Below are 21,219 nucleotides of genomic sequence, written 5' to 3' on the forward strand. Positions count from 1 at the left end.
AATCTGCAGCTGCTGACATTATGTATTTACCACATATAACACCTAGCACCATCCATTAACTCTGCGCAACACCAGACAAACAAGCTTGGCAACTATCACAAATCTGCTTTAAACCTTTATCTTCAAGCGTACTCATTGAGGATAACCGAGTTTCGGAAACCCGCTGGACAGAACCTTCAAGCACTCGTAGTTGTCGTAAGTGATCTTTGAAAGCACTACGCAACAGGGCAATAACTGCACCAATCAGTGTGCCACCGATTAGTGCTAACAGAATAATTATAGATCTACGAGGCTTGACTGGCTGACCTGATGCTACTGCACGCTGATCAATACTGACTAAGCGCAAGCCTTGCAACTCGGTATCAACGGACTGCAAGCGCGCACGTTCCACACGCAGGGCTTCAATGCCTTCCAGAAAGGCCTGTTCGTTATCCCGGCTCCTAATCGCCTGAACATTGCGGTTGGTCGTGAGTAGGATCAGTTCTTTGCGGATTTGCCCGATTCTCGGCTCGACGAAGTCGTCGGAGGTACGCTTGCTCAAGGCAAGGCGTTCCGCCTCGAGCACCTCGGTACCCATAAAGTAAAGTGGCACCGGCCTGCCGTTAACCTCAGTTCGAATGACATTGCCCCCTGCCATAGCTTCATCAGCCATCAACGAGGGGGTAGAGGGCTTCTTCAAACCCAGGCTTCGAGCGACACCGATTGCCTCGTCAAGCTCTGCAACTCGTGCCTCGCGTCTTAGCTTAAGCTGGACACGTAGTGCCTTCAATTCATCATTCAACTGCGCACGCTTGATAGCATCAGCTTCTTCAAGCCGTGCGATGCGACCTTCGTTTCCAGCTTGATACTCCATCATCGCAGAGCTCAATTCAGCATTCACTTCATTCAGCCGATTAGCCACAATGATCTGCATATCCCTGGACAGCTGAGCACGCTCCCGCTCGACCGCAAAATCAACGAAGTCGTTAAGAATCCCCGCACCGTCAATGCCCTTGTCATAGCGCATTTTCAAACCAATAAAGTCGCTCAGCAAATCGGTTCTCTTCGGGTCAGCCTGAACTACGCTAAGTGCGCTACTGTTAAAGTCTTCAAATGCCTGCTCAACACTTTGGCCTTCAACCTGAAAAGCATCAACTAGGTCTGGCCTTGAACGGAAAAAGTCTAGTCGTGCATTATAAGAGTCTAGCGTCGCACCTACGCGCTTGAGTGCTTCTCTTGGCGGTAATGAGTAGATCTTTGAACGATTCAACTCATCCAACTGGTTCAGAGCTACAGGCTTTAAAGTTGTGGACGTCTCGTAGACTGGTGTAATTGAGTACGCAATAGCGGCACCGAAGAACGCACAGGCGCCACCAACGGAGATAATAAAGAAGCGCCGGCGCCAAATGGTACGGAAAACTCTGAAAATATCGATCTCGCCAGAAGCGGCCATGGAAGGTACGCGTGCCACATTGTTCATTACTTGCCTGCATTGCCAACGGGAGTTAACCAAGACAGGCAAGGTAGATCAGCGCTTAATGCTCGCTCTTCCAGCTATCCATGTCATAGGCGACGAAGGTGCATTGTTGCACCTTCAGCATCGGACAACAACGCTTGCGGACACCCCCAGGGGTGATAAGTTCCTTACGCCACCTCACGCCGCCTCACCCAAAGGTCACGACCGATAGCGACGAGCACGCCCAAGCCGACGCCCGCAACCACCGAAAGCAGCATGATGATTGCCTTTCGCGGCTTGATCGGCTTATCGGGCTGCGCAACCGCGCCGTCCTGCTGATACATCGCAACCAGCGAAGGGTCGATTTTCAGGTTACGAAGGAAATTGAGTTTCTCTTGCTTCACGCGCAGGCTCGGTATGAATGGGTCATCCGAGGAGCGCGACTCCAGATTGGCAATTTCAGCCTCCAATGCCTTGGCTCCGCGCATGTAGGTGAGAGACCCGTTCATTGCGGCAGACACTTCACTGGATAACGTGTCGGAAATGATCGGCGGCTTTTCTAGGCCAATGGAGCGTGCAACCCGCAGAGCCTCCTTGAGCTGGGCAATCTGGTCAGTACGCTGATTCCCGGCACTGGCACGGGAAGCACGGATCTGCTGCTCGAGGTTGTCAGCCATGATAGAAATGTCACTACGAGTACCGCTCAACAGTTCGTTCTTTGCTCGCTCTGCCGCCATTTCGGCGTAGTTCGACACCCAAGTCGCAGCAAGCCGTGGGTCCTCGAGGTTAGCAGTGAGCACATAACGATCTGGCATGTCCTTGCCGGCCTGCGACACCTTGAGCATGCCATTGAACTGAGCGTAAAGGGCGTCTCGCGACCCGCCCCGCTCCTCCTCTGTCAGCGTAGGGAGAAATGCACTGCGAAAGAACTTATCTCGTACCGCTTCTGACTGCAGCGCCTTGAGGTAGATGCTGTACACATCTTTGGCGCTGAGCGGAGCAAGGCCTGTGCCCTCACCACGACCGTAGTTGAGCTGAGCAATCTCATTCTGAGAGGGTGGCTGAATGTAGAGCTTCGCCTCGTATACTGGCAAAACCAGCTTTATGTAGGCGAAACCTATGGCAATAATCGGTACCGCGACCAGCCCCACCCAAAGCTTTTGCCGCCAAACCCCCTGCACAAGCTCAATCAGGTCAATCTCATCACTACCGCTCAGGCGCTCGCGTTCATTGCGCATTTAGTCTCTTTTTCCTTGGGTCCGTCTGATTGCTTCATCTCTTTGGGGCGCTCCCTGCTCGCGAAAGCGGCGCTCCCCTCGCATCAAGCGTAGCGGCATTTTGCCCACATGCCCGCCACGCTCACCTACTTAGCATTAATCAGTAATAGAGGGAACCTTCCCACAGAAGTTCCTCACTTTTCGACAGACATCACGCGCACCGCCCAATGGTTACCCCGCAACTGTGACGCTCACCTCATTTCCAGCCTCAGCAAACCTTTCCCGCATGGCCTGAGCCAGCACCTGCTTCGCCCGCCTCTCCCCATGCACCAGCACCACCCTCCGCGCCGCGCACGCCATAGCAAACCTCACCAACCCGGCCTGGTCCGCATGGCCTGAATACCCGCCCAACGTCGCCACCTTAGCCCGCACCTCATATACAGCCCCATCCAACTCAACCTGGACAGCCCCTTCCGCCCCCGCTTCGCGCTGAATGGCAGCCCCTGGTGTCCCCCTGGCCTGATACCCGACAAACATCACCTCATGCCGTGGATCACCAAGCATCGCCTTGAGGTAGTTGACGATCCGCCCACCCGAGCACATGCCATTACCGGCAATCACAATCGCCGGGCGCCCGGTGCTTTTCAGGTAATTGACCACCTGCTGGTGGCGGGCATGGGTGTCGACGCACACCAGCTGGTTGAACCCAAGCGGGTCACGCCCCTCGCTCATCCGCGCCTTGGCTTCGACATTCCAGTAGTCATGCAACTGGCGGTAGACGGTGGTAATGCGCTGAGCCAAGGGTGAGTCGAGAATGATCGGTAGCTGCGACCAGGCGAACGTGCCATCGCCAGGCACCACGGCCGGGTCACCGAGCAGCGCCTTGCGGTGGAGAATGGCCTCGAGCTCGCACAGCAACTCTTGCGTGCGGCCCAGGCTGAACGCGGGAATCAGGATGGTGCCGCGGTCCTGCAGTGCGCGGTCAATAACCTGCTCCAGCTGCTGCTCGCGCATGCTGCGGTCGGGGTGCAGGCGGTCGCCGTAGGTACTTTCCAGCACCAGCAAGTCTGCACGCTCGGGTGGCTGCAGTGGGCGTAGCAGCGGGTTGCCTTCGGGGCCGAGGTCGCCGGAGAAAACGATGCGGTGGTTTTGCTCGGCCACGTCTACATCGCACTCTACATAGGCGGAGCCAAGGAGGTGCCCGGCGCGTTGCAGGCGCAGCTGGCACCTGAGGCCGGGCTTGTTTACCACCGAGTGCCACTGGCCGAAGGACATCGCCACGACCAGGTTACCGAGTAGCTCGAGGTAACGCGCCACTTGTGCGGGCTCGCTGCTGATGGTCAGCCTGTAGGCATCTTCCAGTACCAGTGGCAACAGCTTCGCCGAGGGTTCGCTGCAGAGGATCGGACCGCGAAAGCCGGCCGCCAGCAGCGCGGGGATGCGGCCGACATGGTCGAGGTGTACGTGGGTGATCACCAGGGCTTGTATACCCTGGATATCAAAACCGAGTGATGCGCTGGCTGAACCCGGGGCGGCGTCGGCGCCCTGCTCCAGGCCGCAATCCACGAGCAGGCTGGTGGCTGAGTCGATGTGAAGCTGGTGACAAGAACCGGTTACACCGCGGGTGCCACCGTGATGGGAAAGGGTGGGAAATTCCATACTGCTGCACGCTCGTTTGGGCCGGAATAATGAAGCGGGTATTACTTCACTTACACCGTCGCGTGCACAGGCGAGCCTTTCCTAAAAAAGGCGGGAATTTTCCTTACTTACCTTCCAGCGCTGCCTGCCTGGCCGAGGCGCGAATCTTGCGTTTGCTGCGCTGTACACCATAGGCGCCCAACAGCGGGCCAATCGCCAGGCCTACTACCAGGGCCGCCAGCACCGGTACCGCAACAGGCAACTCGGGCGCCGACCAGCCAAACAGCACGAGTGCCACGGCCTGCTGGTTCTCCAGCACGAAGAACAGCACCACCGCTGCCAGCAGCAGCACGAACAACGCCGCCAGGGCGCGCTTGAGGTTACGCATCAGACTGGCTCCTTCATCGGTCAGGGGTGCTCGTGCTCTTCTTCATTGACGCGATCACGCAGCTCTTTGCCGGGCTTGAAGTGCGGAACGAACTTGCCTTCAAGCTCCACCGACTGGCCGGTCTTGGGGTTGCGACCTACGCGTGGAGCGCGATAGTGCAAAGAGAAGCTGCCAAAACCGCGGATCTCGATGCGATCTCCGGTGGCCAGGCATTGGGACATCTGTTCAAGCATGGTCTTGATGGCCAGCTCCACATCCTTGGACGAGAGCAGCCCTTGATGGGTGACAATACGTTCGATCAGCTCCGACTTCGTCATATTTTTCCCTTCGTTATCAAGCAGCTAGATCATTGCTTAATCAGTTTGTAGCACGCTCGGAGGGATTTGAACAGGGTGGTTCTTGACTTAATAAAAAAATTCAAGAATGGAGTGTTGGGAAATAAGGCTGGGGGAGCTTTGTGGGGGATCGTGGGCGAGCCGGGTTCTACAAGGGATGGCGTTAGGCTGGGGGATTTTGGGGTTGGAAAGGGTGGGCTGGAGGGTAGGCTTTTTATGCTGGGTATACAGAGCTTGGCTATGGATTGGCCAATGCTTTGCGCGCAGGTGCAGACTCGGTTGGGCCTGCTTTGCAGGCCATCGCCGGCAAGCCGGCTCCCACAGGGATCGTGCCAGCTTTTAGAAGTTGAGCAAGACAGTGGCTCTGACAAGGAGCTGCGTTAACTTTTAGAAATTGGTGAGACAGTTGATCCGCCGGGGATCGCGTTTGGCTGGGGTAATTTTTTGGAGGGAGAAAGGGTGGCCTGGAGGGCAGGCTTTTTTATGCTGGCCGTAAAGAGCTTGGTTATGCATTGGCGATGCTTTGCGCGGCGGTTTAGACGCGGTTGGGCCTGCGCTGCAGGCCATCGCCGGCAAGCCGGCTCCTACAGGGGATAGCGTTAGGCTTGGGGAGATTTTGGGCATAAAAAAAGGGTGGCCCGAAGGCCACCCTTTTTTACACCGATCAAACAGAACTTAGTTCTGCTTGGCCATTGCTTCGCGCAGCAGCGCAGCCATGGTGGTATCGGCAGCCGCTTCCGGAGCGTTTTTCAGGCTCTGGATGGCTTCACGCTCTTCAGCGTCGTCTTTCGACTTGATCGACAGGCTGATCACGCGCGACTTGCGGTCAACGCTGATGATCTTGGCTTCGATCTCTTCGCCTTCCTTCAGAACGTTACGCGCGTCTTCAACGCGGTCACGGCTGATTTCGGAAGCTTTCAGAGTGGCTTCGATGTCGTCGGCCAGGGTGACGATGGCGCCTTTGGCGTCAACTTCTTTCACGATGCCCTTGACGATAGCGCCCTTGTCGTTGACAGCAACGAAGTTGGAGAACGGATCGTCTTCCAGCTGCTTGATGCCCAGGGAGATGCGCTCGCGCTCTGGGTCAACCGACAGGATGACGGTTTCCAGCTCGTCGCCCTTCTTGAAACGACGTACGGCTTCTTCGCCGGTTTCGTTCCAGGAGATGTCGGACAGGTGAACCAGGCCGTCGATGCCGCCGTCCAGGCCGATGAAGATACCGAAGTCGGTGATCGACTTGATGGTACCGGTGATCTTGTCACCCTTGTTGAACTGGCCGGAGAAGTCTTCCCATGGGTTGGACTTGCACTGCTTGATGCCCAGGGAGATACGACGACGCTCTTCGTCGATGTCCAGAACCATGACTTCCACTTCGTCGCCAACCTGAACGACTTTCGACGGGTGGATGTTCTTGTTGGTCCAGTCCATTTCGGAAACGTGTACCAGACCTTCAACGCCTTCTTCCAGCTCAGCGAAGCAGCCGTAGTCGGTCAGGTTGGTAACGCGAGCCTGTACGCGGGTACCTTCTGGGTAACGCGCAGTGATAGCAACCCACGGATCTTCGCCCATCTGCTTCAGGCCCAGCGAAACGCGGTTGCGCTCACGGTCGAACTTCAGAACGCGTACGTCGACTTCGTCACCAACGTTAACGATTTCGGAAGGATGCTTGATGCGCTTCCAGGCCATGTCGGTGATGTGCAGCAGGCCGTCGATGCCGCCCAGGTCCACGAATGCGCCGTAGTCGGTGAGGTTCTTGACGATACCTTTGACTTGCTGGCCTTCCTGCAGGGTTTCCAGCAGGGCTTCGCGCTCGGCGGAGTTCTCGGCTTCCAGCACGCTGCGACGGGAAACGACAACGTTGTTGCGCTTCTGGTCCAGCTTGATGACCTTGAATTCCAGCTCTTTGCCTTCCAGGTGGGTGGTGTCGCGCACAGGGCGGACATCAACCAGGGAGCCCGGCAGGAACGCACGGATGCCGTTAACGTCGACAGTGAAGCCGCCCTTAACCTTACCGTTGATAACGCCCTTGACCACTTCTTCGGCGGCGAAAGCTGCTTCCAGAACAATCCAGCACTCGGCGCGCTTGGCTTTTTCACGGGACAGTTTGGTTTCGCCAAAGCCGTCTTCGACCGCGTCCAGCGCAACGTGAACTTCGTCACCGACCTTGATGGTCAGCTCGCCAGCTTCGTTGTAGAACTGCTCGAGCGGGATGACGCCCTCGGACTTCAGGCCAGCGTGTACGGTAACCCAGTCGCCGTCGATGTCGACAACGATACCGGAGATGATCGCACCCGGCTGAAGATTGAGGGTTTTCAGGCTTTCTTCAAAGAGTTCTGCAAAGCTTTCGCTCATTTTAATTCCTGTAGATTCGGGCGAAACAGACGCCCATCGCCACACTCCAGACAATGTGGGTTTCGTTAAGTAAAGGAAAGCGGGCAGGACGTTGACTGGTGCCCCTGCCTGCTTTCCTGACGATCAGACCAAGTCGCGCTGGGCGAGCTCGCTCCTGATACGGTGCAGCACCTGCTCGATGGACAGCTCCGTGGAGTCCAGCTGAATGGCATCGGCCGCCGGCTTGAGCGGGGCCACTGCGCGCTGGGTGTCGCGCTCATCGCGCGCACGAATCTCATCTAGCAGACTCGACAGACTAACATCTTCGCCTTTGCCCTTCAACTGCAGGTAGCGGCGACGGGCACGCTCCTCGGCACTGGCGGTCAAAAACACCTTAAGCGGCGCGTCCGGGAACACCACGGTGCCCATGTCGCGGCCATCGGCGATCAGGCCCGGCGCTTCGCGGAATGCGCGCTGGCGCTGCAGCAGTGCTTCGCGCACTGCCGGCAGGGACGCCACCATCGACGCACCGGCACCGACCGTCTCGGTGCGGATGACATTGCTGACGTCCTCACCTTCGAGAATGATCTGTTGCAGCTTACCCGGCTCGGCGGCGATGAACTGCACATCCAGATGGGCGGCCAGGGCCTTGAGCAGCTCTTCGTTGGTCAGGTCGACACCGTGGTTGCTGGCGTTGAACGCCAGCAGGCGGTAAAGCGCACCGGAATCCAGCAGCCGCCAGCCAAGTTCGCGCGCCAACAGGCCCGCGACCGTGCCCTTGCCCGAGCCGCTCGGGCCATCGATAGTGATGACCGGCGCTTGAGCATTCACGACTTGCCCTCTTCTGCCACGCGGATACCCACTTCGGCGCACAGCGCGAGGAAGTTGGGGAACGAGGTGGCGACGTTGGCGCAATCATGGATGCGGATTGGCGCGCTGGCGCGCAGCGAGGCAACGCTGAAGGCCATGGCGATACGGTGGTCGCCGTGGCCATGCACTTCGCCACCGCCAATCTGGCCGCCGTCGATGATGATGCCGTCTGGGGTTGGCTCGCACTTCACGCCCAGGGCGATCAGGCCGTCGGCCATTACCTGGATACGGTCGGACTCTTTCACCCGCAGCTCTTCGGCGCCACGCAGCACGGTACGCCCTTCGGCGCAGGCGGCGGCCACGAACAGCACCGGGAATTCGTCGATGGCCAGCGGCACCAGGTGCTCAGGGATATCGATACCCTTGAGCTTGGCACCGCGCACACGCAGGTCGGCCACTGGCTCGCCGCCGACTTCACGCTGGTTTTCCAGGGTGATGTCGCCGCCCATCAGGCGCAGGATGTCGATGACACCGGTGCGGGTCGGGTTGATGCCGACATGTTCGAGCACCAGCTCCGAGCCCTGGGCAATGGATGCTGCCACCAGGAAGAACGCAGCCGAGGAGATGTCTGCGGGCACTTCGATGCGGGTGGCAGTGAGCTTGCCGCCGGACTGCAGCGAAGCCACCGGGCCGTTGGACTCCACCGCATAGCCGAAGCCGCGCAGCATGCGCTCGGTGTGGTCACGGGTAGGCGCAGGTTCGGTAACGGTGGTTTTGCCTTCGGCGTACAGGCCAGCCAGCAGCAGGCAGGATTTGACCTGGGCACTGGCCATCGGCAGCGTGTAGGTCAGCGCCTTGAGCGTGTGGCCACCGCGAATGGTCAGTGGTGGGCGGCCGTCCGGGCCGGTTTCGACCACCGCGCCCATTTCGCGCAGCGGGTTGGCCACGCGGTTCATCGGGCGCTTGGACAGCGAGGCATCGCCGGTCATGGTCACGTCGAACGACTGGCCGGCCAGCAGGCCCGAGAGCAGGCGCATGGAGGTGCCGGAGTTGCCCACGTAGATCGGCCCGGGCGGTGGCTTGAGGCCGTGCAGGCCGACACCGTGGATGGTCACGCGGCCGTGGTTCGGGCCTTCGATGACCACCCCCATGTCACGGAAAGCCTGAAGGGTCGCCAGGGCGTCCTCACCTTCGAGGAAGCCTTCGACTTCGGTCGTGCCTTCGGCCAGGGAGCCGAGCATGATCGAACGGTGGGAAATCGACTTGTCGCCCGGTACGCGGATTCGCCCGGTCAGGCGGCCACCCGGTTGGGCCAGGAAAATCAGATCGTTGGCGTTCATAGCGTCCACATAGGCCCGGCGGGCCAAGATTTTACTGAAATGCTCGCGGGCAACCCGAGCGCGGGTGAATACACCCAGCAACTGGTGCCCGTCCCCTGCATCGACCGCGTCGCGCAAGGCGTCGAGGTCGCTGCGAAAAGTGTCCAGGGTGCGCAGGACAGCCTCGCGGTTGGCGAGGAATATGTCATGCCACATGGTCGGATCGCTGCCGGCGATTCTGGTGAAATCGCGGAAACCACCGGCAGCGTACCGGAAGATCTCAAGGTTTTCATTGCGCTTGGCCAATGAATCGACCAGGCCGAACGCCAGCAGGTGCGGCAGGTGGCTGGTGGCGGCCAGCACTTCGTCGTGGCGCTCGACTGGCATGTGCTCCACGTCGGCCTCCAGCGCACGCCACAGGCGGTCGACCAGGGCCAGGGCGGCGGGGTCGGTTTCGGGCAGCGGCGTGAGGATGACCTTGTGGCGGCGGAACAGGGTGGCGTTGGAGGCCTCTACCCCGCTCTGCTCGGAGCCGGCGATGGGGTGGCCGGGCACGAAGTGGCGCAGGCGGTCGCTGAACACCTCACGCGCAGCACGCACCACATTGCCTTTGGCGCTGCCGACGTCAGTGATGACGGCGCTGCCCAGGTCCAGTTGCGCCAGGCGCGCCAGGAGCTTTTCCATGGCCAGGATCGGTACCGCCAGCTGGATGACGTCGGCGCCGACACAGGCGGCGGCGAGGTCTTCTTCGCAGCGGTCGACCACACCCAGGGCCACAGCTTGCTTGCGTGAAGGGGCATCCAGGTCGACGCCGACCACTTCGCGGCACAGGCCGCTTTCACGCAGGCCTTTGGCGAAGGAGCCGCCGATCAGGCCCAGGCCTACGACGACGAGGCGGCCGATGAGCGGTGCGGGGTTGTTTTTTGCTGCATTTACCACTGGTACGAACCCTGTTCAGAAATCAGGACAGTCTTTGGGACCGCAGGGGGCTGCTTTGCAGCCCATCGCGACACAAGGCCGCTCCTACAAGGGATTGCAGACGCCTGTAGGAGCGGCCTTGCGTCGCGATGGGGCGCAAAGCGCCCCCAACAACCTTGAATCAAAGCACCGCCTTTGGATACGAGCCCAGTACCTTCAGCGCCACAGCCTCTTGGCTGATCTTCTCCAGCACGGCCTTGATCAGCGGGTCGCGGTGGTGGCCAACGAAGTCGATGAAGAACACGTAGGTCCACTTGCCACTGCGCGACGGGCGGGTCTCGATGCGGGTCAGGTCGATGCCGTTGTCGTGGAACGGCACCAGCAGTTCGTGCAGGGCACCTGGCTTGTTGCTCATCGAAACGATGATCGAGGTCTTGTCGTCGCCGGTCGGCGGCACTTCCTGGTTGCCGATCATCAAGAAGCGCGTGGAGTTGTCCGGGCGGTCTTCGATCTTCTCGGCTAGGCGGGTCAACCCGTACAGGTTGGCGGCCATGTCGCCGGCGATCGCCGCCGAATTCCACTCGCCCTTGACCCGCTTGGCGGCCTCGGCATTGCTCGACACCGCCACGCGCTCCACGTTCGGGTAGTGCGCGTCCAGCCACTTGCGGCACTGGGCCAGCGATTGGGCATGCGAGTAGATGCGGGTGATGCTGTCAGTCTTGGTGCTTTCGCCCACCAGCAGGTGATGGTGAATGCGCAGCTCGACTTCGCCGCAGATCACCATGTCGTGCTCGAGGAAGCTGTCCAGGGTGTGGCTGACCGCACCCTCGGTGGAGTTTTCCACCGGCACCACGCCGAAATTGACGGCGCCGGCCGCCACTTCGCGGAACACTTCGTCGATGGCAGCCATCGGGCGGCTGATCACGGCGTGGCCGAAGTGCTTCATGGCCGCAGCCTGGGTAAAGGTGCCTTCCGGCCCCAGGTAGGCGATTTTCAGCGGCTCTTCCAGGGCCAGGCAGGACGACATGATCTCGCGGAACAACCGCGCCATCTCTTCGTTACCCAGCGGCCCCTTGTTGCGTTCCATCACGCGCTTGAGCACGGCAGCTTCACGCTCAGGGCGGTAGAACACCGGCTGCTCGCCTTCGGCCAGCGAGGCGGTCTTGACCTTGGCCACTTCCTGGGCGCAACGGGCGCGGTCGCTGATCAGCTCGAGGATTTTCTCGTCGAGGCTGTCGATGCGTACGCGCAGCGCCTTGAGCTCATGTTCGGACATCAGCCGTGCTCCTTCTCGAATTCGGCCATGTAGGCCACCAGCGCCTCGACAGCGTCCAGGCCCAGGGCGTTGTAGATGGAAGCGCGCATGCCGCCCACCGAGCGGTGGCCCTTGAGGTTGAGCAGGCCACGGGCATCGGCGCCGGCCAGGAAGGCCTTGTCCAGGCGCTCATCGGCCAGGCGGAACGGCACGTTCATCCACGAACGGGCGTTGTGGCTGATGGGGTTGGTGTAGAACTCGCTGGCGTCGATGAACCCGTACAGGCGGTCCTTCTTGGCGCGGTTGCGTTGCTCCATGGCGTCGACGCCACCCTGCTCCTTGAGCCACTCGAAGACCAGGCCCGAGAGGTACCAGGAATAGGTGGCCGGGGTGTTGTACATCGAACCGTTGTCGGCCGAGACCTTGTAGTCGAGCATGGTCGGGCAGCTGCTGCGGGCGTGGCCCAGCAGGTCTTCACGGACGATGACCACCACCAGGCCGCTCGGGCCGATGTTCTTCTGCGCGCCGGCGTAGATCAGGCCGTACTGCGACACGTCGATCGGGCGCGAGAGGATGTCGGAGGACATGTCGACCACCAGCGGAACGTCACCGGTTTGCGGCACCCAGTCGAACTGCAGGCCGCCGATGGTCTCGTTGGAGGCGTAGTGGACGTACGCTGCGTTCTTGGTCAGTTGCCACTCGTTCTGGCCAGGGATGGCCAGGTAGTCGTATGGCTTGGCGCTGGCGGCGACGTTGACGTTGCCGAAACGGCGCGCTTCTTCGATGGCCTTTTTCGACCAGATGCCGGTTTCGACGTAGTCGGCAGTGCCGTTCTCCGGCAGCAGGTTCAGCGGGATTTCGGCGAACTGCTGGCTGGCACCGCCCTGCAGGAACAGGACTTTGTAGTTGGAGGGGACGGACAGCAGGTCACGCAGGTCCTGCTCGGCCTTTTCGGCAATGGCCACGTAATCGTCGCTGCGATGGCTCATTTCCATCACCGACAAGCCCTTGCCATGCCAGTCCAGCATTTCGGCCTGGGCGCGCTGCAGGACAGCTTCAGGAAGCGCGGCAGGGCCTGCGCAGAAGTTAAAGGCTCGTTTGCTCACATCCACTCTCGCTCTGCCAAATAGAACAAAATCGTTTGTTGCAGGCCGCGCACCCCTGTAGGAGCGGCCTTGTGTCGCGAAAGGGCTGCGCAGCAGCCCCCGCGATAGTTGTTGCGCTGCTTACCCTAGGACCGCCAGGCGACCCTTTCACGACACAAGGCCGCCCCAAAAAAAAGGCAGGTCCTGCTGTTGCCTGCTGTAATCAGTCAAACGGGGCGACCTTGGTCGCCCCGTTCGGGTTGTTGCGCTTGCTTACTCTTGCGGTGCCTCTTCGGCGCCCGCATTGTCATCGTCCGCCGCTTCCGGCGCATCGAGCTCCACGCCCTCCTCGTCCGCCCCGACCAGTTCGTCGAGCTCTTCCTCGGAAGGCTCCTGGATACGCTCCAGGCCTACCAGCGTTTCGTCTGCAGCCAGCTTGATCAGGGTTACGCCCTGGGTGTTACGGCTCAGGCTGGATACCTCGCCAACCCGTGTGCGCACCAGCGTGCCCTGGTCGGAGATCAGCATGATCTCTTCACCTTCCTGCACCTGGATAGCACCGATCAGCAGGCCATTGCGCCCCTTGGTGCCCATGGCGATCACGCCCTGGCCACCACGGCCGCGGCGCGGGAACTTGGACAGCGGGGTACGCTTGCCGAAGCCACGCTCGGACGCGGTAAGGATCTGCGCACCAGACTCCGGGATCAGCATCGAGATGATCTGCTGCCCCTTGCCCAGCTTCATGCCGCGCACACCACGGGCGGTACGGCCCATTTCGCGCACCACGCTCTCGGCAAAGCGGATCACCTTGCCGGCGTCGGAGAACATCATGACTTCCTTGGCGCCGTCGGTGATTGCCGCAGCAATCAGGGTGTCGCCTTCCTTCAGCTTCAAGGCGATCAGGCCATTGGAGCGCGGACGGGCGAACTGCACCAGCGGGGTTTTCTTGACGGTACCGGAAGCGGTGGCCATGAAGATGTACGCGCCGGTCGGCTCAGCCACCCACTCAGGGGTGTCGCCGTCTTCTTCGTCGATTTCTTCTACTTCGACCACTTCGCCTTCGATCACGCCCTCGTCGCCGTCTTCCAGCTCTTCATCCGGGTCGGCGCTCTGCTGCAGGGCCTCGAGGTCGATCTGCAGCATGGCGGTGATGCGCTCACCCTCCTCCAGCGGCAACAGGTTGACCAGCGGGCGGCCACGCGCGGCGCGGGATGCTTCAGGGATCTCGTAGGTCTTCTTCCAGTACACCTTGCCCTTGCTGGAGAACAGCAACAGGGTGGCGTGGCTGTTGGCGACCAGCAGGTGCTCGATGTAGTCCTCGTCCTTCACGCCGGTCGCCGATTTGCCTTTACCGCCACGGCGCTGGGCCTGGTAAGCGGACAACGGCTGGGTCTTGGCATAGCCACCGTGGGAGATGGTCACCACGCGCTCTTCTTCCGGGATCATGTCGCCGTAGTTGAGGTCGTGGCTGGCGTTGAGAATCTCGGTGCGGCGCGCATCGCCGTATTCGGCGCGGATCGCTTCGAGTTCTTCGCGGATCACTTCCATCAGGCGCTCGGCGCTGCTGAGGATGCGGATCAGTTCGCCGATCTGCTCGAGGATTTCCTGGTACTCGGCCAGCAGCTTCTCGTGCTCGAGGCCGGTCAGGCGGTGCAGGCGCAGGTCGAGGATCGCCTGGGCCTGTTCCGGCGACAGGTAGTACTTGCCATCGCGCAGGCCGTATTGCTCGGGCAGGTCTTCAGGGCGGCAGGAATCGGCGCCGGCGCGCTCGACCATGACCTGCACGGCACTGGATTCCCAGGCAGTGGCAATCAGCGCTTCCCGGGCTTCGGACGGCGTCGGCGAGGCTTTGATCAGTGCGATGACTGGGTCGATGTTGGACAGCGCGACCGCCTGGCCTTCAAGGATATGGCCACGCTCACGGGCCTTGCGCAGCTCGAACACGGTACGGCGCGTGACCACTTCACGGCGGTGACGGACGAACGCTTCGAGCAGGTCCTTGAGGTTGAGCACGCGCGGGCGGCCGTCGATCAGTGCCACCACGTTGATGCCGAACACGCTCTGCAGCTGGGTTTGCTGGTAGAGGTTGTTGAGCACCACCTCCGGCACCTCGCCGCGGCGCAGCTCGATGACGATGCGCATGCCGTCCTTGTCGGACTCGTCGCGCAGCTCGGTGATGCCTTCGATCTTCTTGTCCTTGACCAGCTCGGCGATCTTCTCGATCAGGCGCGCCTTGTTCAGCTGGTACGGCAGCTCGGTGACGACGATCTGCTGGCGGCCACCGACCTTGTCGATGTCTTCGATCTCGGAGCGCGCACGCATGTAGATGCGGCCACGGCCGGTACGGTACGCCTCGATGATGCCCTGGCGGCCGTTGATGATGCCGGCAGTCGGGAAGTCGGGGCCGGGGATGAACTGCATCAGTTCGTCGACGGTGACTTCCGGGTTGTCGATCAGCGCCAGGCAGCCGTCGATGACTTCACCGAGGTTGTGCGGCGGAATGTTGGTCGCCATGCCCACGGCGATACCGCTGGAACCGTTGACCAGCAGGTTGGGGATGCGGGTGGGCATGACCGCCGGGATCTGCTCGGTGCCGTCGTAGTTGGGCACCCAGTCGACGGTTTCCTTGTGCAGGTCGGCCAGCAGCTCGTGGGCCAGCTTGGCCATGCGCACTTCGGTGTATCGCATCGCCGCGGCGTTGTCGCCGTCGACCGAACCGAAGTTGCCCTGGCCGTCGACCAGCAGGTAGCGCAGCGAGAATGGCTGGGCCATACGCACGATGGTGTCGTAGACCGCAGTGTCGCCGTGCGGGTGGTACTTACCGATCACGTCACCGACCACACGGGCGGATTTCTTGTACGGCTTGTTCCAGTCGTTGCCCAGTTCGCTCATCGCAAAGAGAACGCGACGATGCACGGGCTTCAAGCCGTCACGTGCATCGGGCAGCGCTCGCCCGACAATCACGCTCATCGCGTAGTCGAGGTAAGACTGTCTCAGTTCGTCTTCGATATTGACCGGGAGGATTTCTTTGGCCAGTTCGCCCATGAGAAGCCTGATTCCTTTTTCTGGTGAAACTTCGCAGCTCCATCAAGGGCCGAACGAAGCTCGCCGCCGCAGCGCATAAGGGTGCGACGACTTACGACAAATCAATGAGTTGTGCCATGGATCTGCGCAATGAAGGCCGCCGTCATGGGCGGTCTTGGAAACTGCCGGATGTTATCACAAAGGCAGTAGCGGTGGGGAGATATGGCGCAGGGGGTGGAAGGGGGTTTTGTGGGAATTGTTGACGTGATTGGCGCTGATGCCCGATTGCCGGCGCTCGGCCTCCCACACTCCCTCTCCCACCCCACCCCAAACGGTCAATGCAGGCGTTTGCGGCACATCAATTGTGCCAATTTGGCGGTATCCGGCCGTTCAACGACGCCCTTCTCAGTCACGATCACATCGATCAGGTCAGCCGGGGTCACGTCGAACACCGGATTGAACACCTCCACCTGCGGTGCCACGCGGGTGCCGGCGTAATCCAGCAATTCGTCGGCATCACGCTCTTCCAGCGGGATGTCTTCACCTGTGGCCAGGTTGAGGTCGATGCTGGTGCTGGGCGCCACCACCATGAACCGCACACCATGGTGCATGGCGCTCACCGCCAGCTGGTAGGTGCCGATCTTGCTCGCCACGTCGCCGTTGGCGGCAATGCAATCAGCGCCGACCACCACCCAGGTGATGCCCTTGCTTTTCATCAGGTGGGCCAGCGCCGAATCGGCGCAAAGGGTCACCGGAATGCCTTCATTGGCCAGCTCCCAGGCGGTCAGGCGCGAACCCTGCAGCCAGGGCCGGGTTTCGCCGGCATAGACGCGCTCGACCATGCCTTCGAGAAAGCCTGCGCGGATCACCCCCAACGCCGTACCGAAACCGCCACTGGCCAGGGCACCGGCGTTGCCGTAGGTCAGCAGGGCCTGCTCGCTGCCCTGGTGGCGGCGGATCAGCTCGATGCCCTGCTGGGCCATGGTCAGGTTGGCCTCACGGTCGCTTTCGTGAATGGCCACGGCCTCGGCCTCCAGCGCGGCCAGCACATCCTCGCCTGGGCGCAGGCGCTGCAGGCGCTCACGCATGCGGTTGAGCGCCCAGAACAGGTTGGCGGCGGTAGGCCGCGCCTCGGCCAGGCTGAGAAAATCCTCTTCCAGGTCCATTTCCCAGTCGCCGCCCTCGGCCAGGCGCTCTTCCAGGGCCAGCACCAGGCCATAGGCGGCAGCGATGCCGATGGCCGCCGCACCCCGCACAGCCATGTCGCGGATCGCCGCCGCCACCTGCGCGACATTGTCGCAGGCCAGCCAGCGTTCTTGCGAAGGCAGCAGGCGCTGGTCGAGCAGGTGCAAGGCGCCGTGGTGCCACCGGATACCGGTCACCTTCTCCGCCGCCATAAGTCGCTCGCGCATCACCTCTCCCTGACTTTCGCATATCAAAAGCGGACGATTATAGCGACCAACAGCCTTGGGCGCTCGGGTATACTCCGGCGCAATTCGTAGAAGTTTCAGAGGACTGTTCAATGAGCAACGTCGACCACGCCGAAATCGCCAAGTTTGAAGCCTTGGCGCACCGCTGGTGGGACCGCGAGAGCGAGTTCAAGCCGCTGCACGACATCAATCCGCTGCGCGTCAACTGGATCGACGAGCGCGTCAGCCTGGCTGGCAAGAAGGTGCTGGACGTCGGCTGCGGCGGCGGCATCCTCAGCGAAGCCATGGCCCTGCGCGGCGCCACCGTCACCGGCATCGACATGGGCGAAGCGCCCCTGGCCGTGGCCCAGCTGCACCAGCTGGAGTCGGGCGTGGAGGTGGAGTACCGGCAGATCACCGCCGAGGCCCTGGCTGAAGAGATGCCCGAGCAGTTCGATGTGGTCACCTGCCTTGAAATGCTCGAGCACGTGCCCGACCCGTCCTCGGTCATCCGCGCCTGCTACCGCATGGTCAAGCCGGGTGGCCAGGTGTTCTTCTCGACCATCAACCGCAACCCCAAGGCCTACCTGCTGGCCATCATCGGCGCCGAATACATCCTCAAGATGCTGCCGCGCGGTACCCACGACTTCAAGAAGTTCATCCGCCCTTCCGAGCTGGGTGCCTGGAGCCGCGTGGCCGGCCTTGAGGTCAAGGACATCATCGGCCTGACCTACAACCCGTTGACCAAGCACTACAAGCTCAGCAGCGATGTGGACGTCAACTACATGATCCAGACCCTGCGCGAGGAATGAGCATGCGTTTGCGAGCGGTACTTTTTGACATGGACGGCACCCTGCTCGACACGGCGCCGGACTTCATCGCCATTTGCCAGGCCATGCTCGCCGAGCGCGGCCTGCCGGCCATCGACGACAAGCTGATCCGCGATGTGATTTCCGGCGGCGCGCGGGCGATGGTCGCCGCGACCTTCGCCATGAGCCCGCAGGATGAAGGTTTCGAGGCCCTGCGCCTGGAGTTCCTCGAGCGCTACCAGCGTGACTGCGCGGTGCACAGCAAGCTGTTCGACGGCATGGGCGAACTGCTGGCCGATATCGAGCGGGGCAACCTGCTGTGGGGCGTGGTGACCAACAAGCCGGTCCGCTTCGCCGAGCCGATCATGCAGCGCCTGGGCCTGGCCGAGCGCTCTGCACTGCTGATCTGCCCGGATCACGTGAAAAACAGCAAGCCCGACCCGGAGCCGTTGATCCTGGCCTGCAAGACCTTGAACCTGGACCCGGCCAGCGTGCTGTTCGTCGGCGACGACCTGCGCGACATCGAGTCTGGCCGCGATGCCGGCACCCGCACGGCGGCCGTTCGCTACGGCTATATTCACCCAGAAGACAACCCGAACAACTGGGGCGCCGACGTGGTGGTGGACCACCCGCTGGAGCTGCGCAAGGTGCTCGACAGCGCCCTGTGCGGGTGCTGATCTTTTAGCGGCAAGCTGCAAGCTTCAACTCAAGGACAAACGCATGTTCGACTATACCGCCCGCCCCGACCTGCTCAAGGGCCGCGTCATCATGGTCACCGGCGCTGGCCGTGGCATCGGTGCAGCGGCCGCCAAGGCTTATGCCGCCTTGGACGCCACTGTGCTGCTGCTGGGCAAGACCGAAGCCAACCTGAACGAGGTCTACGATGAAATCGAGGCCGCCGGCCACCCGCAGCCGGTGGTGATCCCGTTCAACCTGGAAACCGCCCTGCCCCACCAGTACGACGAACTGGCGGTGATGGTCGAGGAACAGTTCGGCCGCCTGGACGGGCTGCTCAACAATGCCTCGATCATCGGCCCGCGCACGCCGCTGGAGCAGCTCTCGGGCGACAACTTCATGCGGGTGATGCACATCAACGTCGATGCCACGTTCATGCTCACCAGCACCCTGCTGCCGCTGCTCAAGCTGTCGGAGGACGCCTCGGTGGTGTTCACCTCCAGCAGTGTCGGGCGCAAGGGCCGGGCTTACTGGGGCGCTTATGGCGTGTCCAAATTCGCTACCGAAGGCCTGATGCAGACCTTGGCAGACGAACTGGAAGGCGTGGCACCGGTGCGTTCCAACAGCATCAACCCGGGGGCTACCCGCACGGCGATGCGGGCCCAGGCCTACCCGAGCGAGAACCCGCAGAACAACCCGCTGCCTGAAGAGATCATGCCGGTGTATCTGTACCTGATGGGGCCGGACAGTACCGGGGTGAACGGGCAGGCCTTTAACGCTCAGTAGGGCTTGAAACCGATGGGGCCGCTTTGCGGCCCTTCGCGACACAAGGCCGCTCCTACAGCGGTGCCGTTGAATCCGGCATCAAATCTGTAGGAGCGGCCTTGTGTCGCGAAAGGGCTGCAAAGCAGCCCCAGGCATTCAGCCCGCAGCCAAGGTCGGGCGCAGGCGCCCTTGCTGGCGGCCTTCCAGCTGCATGCACCGTTCCAGGAACAGGTACATGCAGTCATAACTTTTGCAGATCGCCTTGCGCAGTTCGTTGCGCAACCCCAAGGTCGGGTTTTCGCCAGCCAGGGTACAGATGATCTCCAGCGCCTCCCACGGGTGCGCATCGTCATACTGCGCATGCATCTTCAACCACTTCATGGCGCGCTTGCGCTGGTCCTCCGGGAAGCCCATGGCGTAGGTATCAACCCGGGGGCTACCCGTACGGCGATGCGGGCCCAGGCCTACCCGAGCGAGAACCCGCAGAACAATCCACTGCCTGAAGAGATCATGCCGGTGTACCTGTACCTGATGGGGCCGGACAGTACCGGCGTGAATGGGCAGGCCTTTAACGCTCAGTAGGGCTTGAAACCGATGGGGCCGCTTTGCGGCCCTTCGCGACACAAGGCCGCTCCTACAGCGGTGCCGTTGAATCCGGCATCAAATCTGTAGGAGCGGCCTTGTGTCGCGAAAGGGCTGCAAAGCAGCCCCAGGCATTCAGCCCGCAGCCAAGGTCGGGCGCAGGCGCCCTTGCTGGCGGCCTTCCAGCTGCATGCACCGTTCCAGGAACAGGTACATGCAGTCATAACTTTTGCAGATCGCCTTGCGCAGTTCGTTGCGCAACCCCAAGGTCGGGTTTTCGCCAGCCAGGGTACAGATGATCTCCAGCGCCTCCCACGGGTGCGCATCGTCATACTGCGCATGCATCTTCAACCACTTCATGGCGCGCTTGCGCTGGTCCTCCGGGAAGCCCATGGCGTAGGTATCAACCCGGGGGCTACCCGTACGGCGATGCGGGCCCAGGCCTACCCGAGCGAGAACCCGCAGAACAATCCACTGCCTGAAGAGATCATGCCGGTGTACCTGTACCTGATGGGGCCGGACAGTACCGGCGTGAATGGGCAGGCCTTTAACGCTCAGTAGGGCTTGAAACCGATGGGGCCGCTTTGCGGCCCTTCGCGACACAAGGCCGCTCCTACAGCGGTGCCGTTGAATCCGGCATCAAATCTGTAGGAGCGGCCTTGTGTCGCGAAAGGGCTGCAAAGCAGCCCCAGGCATTCAGCCCGCAGCCAAGGTCGGGCGCAGGCGCCCTTGCTGGCGGCCTTCCAGCTGCATGCACCGTTCCAGGAACAGGTACATGCAGTCATAACTTTTGCAGATCGCCTTGCGCAGTTCGTTGCGCAACCCCAAGGTCGGGTTTTCGCCAGCCAGGGTACAGATGATCTCCAGCGCCTCCCACGGGTGCGCATCGTCATACTGCGCATGCATCTTCAACCACTTCATGGCGCGCTTGCGCTGGTCCTCCGGGAAGCCCATGGCGTAGGTATCAACCCGGGGGCTACCCGTACGGCGATGCGGGCCCAGGCCTACCCGAGCGAGAACCCGCAGAACAATCCACTGCCTGAAGAGATCATGCCGGTGTACCTGTACCTGATGGGGCCGGACAGTACCGGGGTGAACGGGCAGGCCTTTAACGCTCAGTAGGGCTTGAAACCGATGGGGCCGCTTTGCGGCCCTTCGCGACACAAGGCCGCTCCTACAGCGGTGCCGTTGAATCCGGCATCAAATCTGTAGGAGCGGCCTTGT

General features: G+C 61.4%; 15 protein-coding genes and 6 pseudogenes. 6 read left to right on the plus strand and 15 right to left on the minus strand.

What is annotated here, in order from left to right:
* Positions 1–55: 55 nt before the first annotated feature.
* The 12 genes from NGJ21_RS05730 to mtnA all read right to left on the minus strand — a co-directional run bounded on the left by NGJ21_RS05730 (position 56) and on the right by mtnA (position 17,167).
* Positions 56–1,459, minus strand: a complete 1,404-nt coding sequence (locus NGJ21_RS05730; RefSeq protein ID WP_239539362.1) for a Wzz/FepE/Etk N-terminal domain-containing protein — start codon at positions 1,457–1,459, stop codon at positions 56–58.
* A gap of 164 nt (positions 1,460–1,623) precedes the next feature.
* Entirely contained in the window at positions 1,624–2,673 is a 1,050-nt protein-coding gene (locus NGJ21_RS05735; protein WP_251961936.1) for an LPS O-antigen chain length determinant protein WzzB, read from the minus strand.
* A 210-nt stretch (positions 2,674–2,883) separates the two neighbouring features.
* Positions 2,884–4,311 carry an MBL fold metallo-hydrolase RNA specificity domain-containing protein gene (locus NGJ21_RS05740; RefSeq protein WP_251961937.1) on the minus strand — a complete coding sequence of 476 codons (1,428 nt, stop codon included), beginning with the start codon at positions 4,309–4,311 and terminating at the stop codon, positions 2,884–2,886.
* 103 nt (positions 4,312–4,414) lie between these two features.
* On the minus strand, positions 4,415–4,678 hold the full coding sequence (locus tag NGJ21_RS05745; RefSeq protein ID WP_039601301.1) for a lipopolysaccharide assembly protein LapA domain-containing protein: 264 nt from the start codon (positions 4,676–4,678) through the stop codon (positions 4,415–4,417).
* 20 nt (positions 4,679–4,698) lie between these two features.
* Complete coding sequence (ihfB, locus tag NGJ21_RS05750) at positions 4,699–4,995, minus strand: integration host factor subunit beta (RefSeq protein WP_012313292.1); 297 nt, start codon at positions 4,993–4,995, stop codon at positions 4,699–4,701.
* 693 nt (positions 4,996–5,688) lie between these two features.
* Positions 5,689–7,365, minus strand: a complete 1,677-nt coding sequence (gene rpsA, locus NGJ21_RS05755) for a 30S ribosomal protein S1 (protein WP_012313291.1) — start codon at positions 7,363–7,365, stop codon at positions 5,689–5,691.
* A 123-nt stretch (positions 7,366–7,488) separates the two neighbouring features.
* Positions 7,489–8,175, minus strand: coding sequence for a (d)CMP kinase (gene cmk, locus NGJ21_RS05760; protein WP_251961938.1), 687 nt, complete (start codon positions 8,173–8,175; stop codon positions 7,489–7,491).
* The gene (locus NGJ21_RS05765) at positions 8,172–10,412 is read right to left on the minus strand and encodes a bifunctional prephenate dehydrogenase/3-phosphoshikimate 1-carboxyvinyltransferase (protein ID WP_251961939.1); all 2,241 of its coding nucleotides are present in this window, start codon (positions 10,410–10,412) and stop codon (positions 8,172–8,174) included. Before NGJ21_RS05765 ends, cmk begins: the two co-directional genes overlap by 4 nt.
* A 160-nt stretch (positions 10,413–10,572) precedes the next feature.
* Complete coding sequence (pheA, locus tag NGJ21_RS05770; RefSeq protein ID WP_039604669.1) at positions 10,573–11,667, minus strand: prephenate dehydratase; 1,095 nt, start codon at positions 11,665–11,667, stop codon at positions 10,573–10,575.
* Positions 11,667–12,752 carry a 3-phosphoserine/phosphohydroxythreonine transaminase gene (gene serC / locus NGJ21_RS05775; RefSeq protein WP_039604670.1) on the minus strand — a complete coding sequence of 362 codons (1,086 nt, stop codon included), beginning with the start codon at positions 12,750–12,752 and terminating at the stop codon, positions 11,667–11,669. Before serC ends, pheA begins: the two co-directional genes overlap by 1 nt.
* Before the next feature lie 252 nt (positions 12,753–13,004).
* Positions 13,005–15,776, minus strand: a complete 2,772-nt coding sequence (gene gyrA, locus NGJ21_RS05780; RefSeq protein ID WP_119688445.1) for a DNA gyrase subunit A — start codon at positions 15,774–15,776, stop codon at positions 13,005–13,007.
* Between the two features lie 314 nt (positions 15,777–16,090).
* Positions 16,091–17,167, minus strand: coding sequence for an S-methyl-5-thioribose-1-phosphate isomerase (gene mtnA / locus NGJ21_RS05785; RefSeq protein WP_039602966.1), 1,077 nt, complete (start codon positions 17,165–17,167; stop codon positions 16,091–16,093).
* 110 nt (positions 17,168–17,277) lie between these two features.
* On the opposite strand from mtnA, the gene ubiG reads away from it, so the two are divergent.
* The 3 genes from ubiG to NGJ21_RS05800 are packed head-to-tail and all read left to right on the plus strand — an operon-like array spanning position 17,278 to position 19,434.
* Positions 17,278–17,976: a bifunctional 2-polyprenyl-6-hydroxyphenol methylase/3-demethylubiquinol 3-O-methyltransferase UbiG gene (ubiG, locus tag NGJ21_RS05790; protein ID WP_046787382.1), complete on the plus strand. Its 699-nt coding sequence runs from the start codon at positions 17,278–17,280 to the stop codon at positions 17,974–17,976.
* A gap of 2 nt (positions 17,977–17,978) precedes the next feature.
* Positions 17,979–18,650 carry an N-acetylmuramic acid 6-phosphate phosphatase MupP gene (gene mupP / locus NGJ21_RS05795; protein ID WP_012313283.1) on the plus strand — a complete coding sequence of 224 codons (672 nt, stop codon included), beginning with the start codon at positions 17,979–17,981 and terminating at the stop codon, positions 18,648–18,650.
* Positions 18,651–18,693: 43 nt separating this feature from the next.
* Complete coding sequence (locus NGJ21_RS05800; protein WP_251961940.1) at positions 18,694–19,434, plus strand: YciK family oxidoreductase; 741 nt, start codon at positions 18,694–18,696, stop codon at positions 19,432–19,434.
* Between the two features lie 135 nt (positions 19,435–19,569).
* Here the strand turns inward: NGJ21_RS05800 and NGJ21_RS05805 are convergent.
* Positions 19,570–19,833, minus strand: a pseudogene (locus NGJ21_RS05805) (TenA family transcriptional regulator); the annotation flags it as partial.
* A gap of 3 nt (positions 19,834–19,836) precedes the next feature.
* Between NGJ21_RS05805 and NGJ21_RS05810 the strand changes: the two are divergent.
* A pseudogene (locus NGJ21_RS05810) lies at positions 19,837–19,995 on the plus strand (YciK family oxidoreductase); the annotation flags it as partial.
* Positions 19,996–20,130: 135 nt separating this feature from the next.
* Here NGJ21_RS05810 and NGJ21_RS05815 read toward each other — a convergent pair.
* Positions 20,131–20,394: pseudogene (locus tag NGJ21_RS05815) on the minus strand (TenA family transcriptional regulator); the annotation flags it as partial.
* Positions 20,395–20,397: 3 nt separating this feature from the next.
* On the opposite strand from NGJ21_RS05815, the pseudogene NGJ21_RS05820 reads away from it, so the two are divergent.
* Positions 20,398–20,556 (plus strand): annotated as a pseudogene (locus NGJ21_RS05820) (YciK family oxidoreductase); the annotation flags it as partial.
* A gap of 135 nt (positions 20,557–20,691) precedes the next feature.
* Here NGJ21_RS05820 and NGJ21_RS05825 read toward each other — a convergent pair.
* Positions 20,692–20,955, minus strand: a pseudogene (locus tag NGJ21_RS05825) (TenA family transcriptional regulator); the annotation flags it as partial.
* Between the two features lie 3 nt (positions 20,956–20,958).
* Here NGJ21_RS05825 and NGJ21_RS05830 point away from each other — a divergent pair.
* Positions 20,959–21,117: pseudogene (locus NGJ21_RS05830) on the plus strand (YciK family oxidoreductase); the annotation flags it as partial.
* Positions 21,118–21,219: the final 102 nt, after the last annotated feature.

Origin of the sequence: Pseudomonas sp. Marseille-Q5299 (assembly GCF_943737035.1) — a bacterium.
Lineage (GTDB): Bacteria > Pseudomonadota > Gammaproteobacteria > Pseudomonadales > Pseudomonadaceae > Aquipseudomonas > Aquipseudomonas putida_E.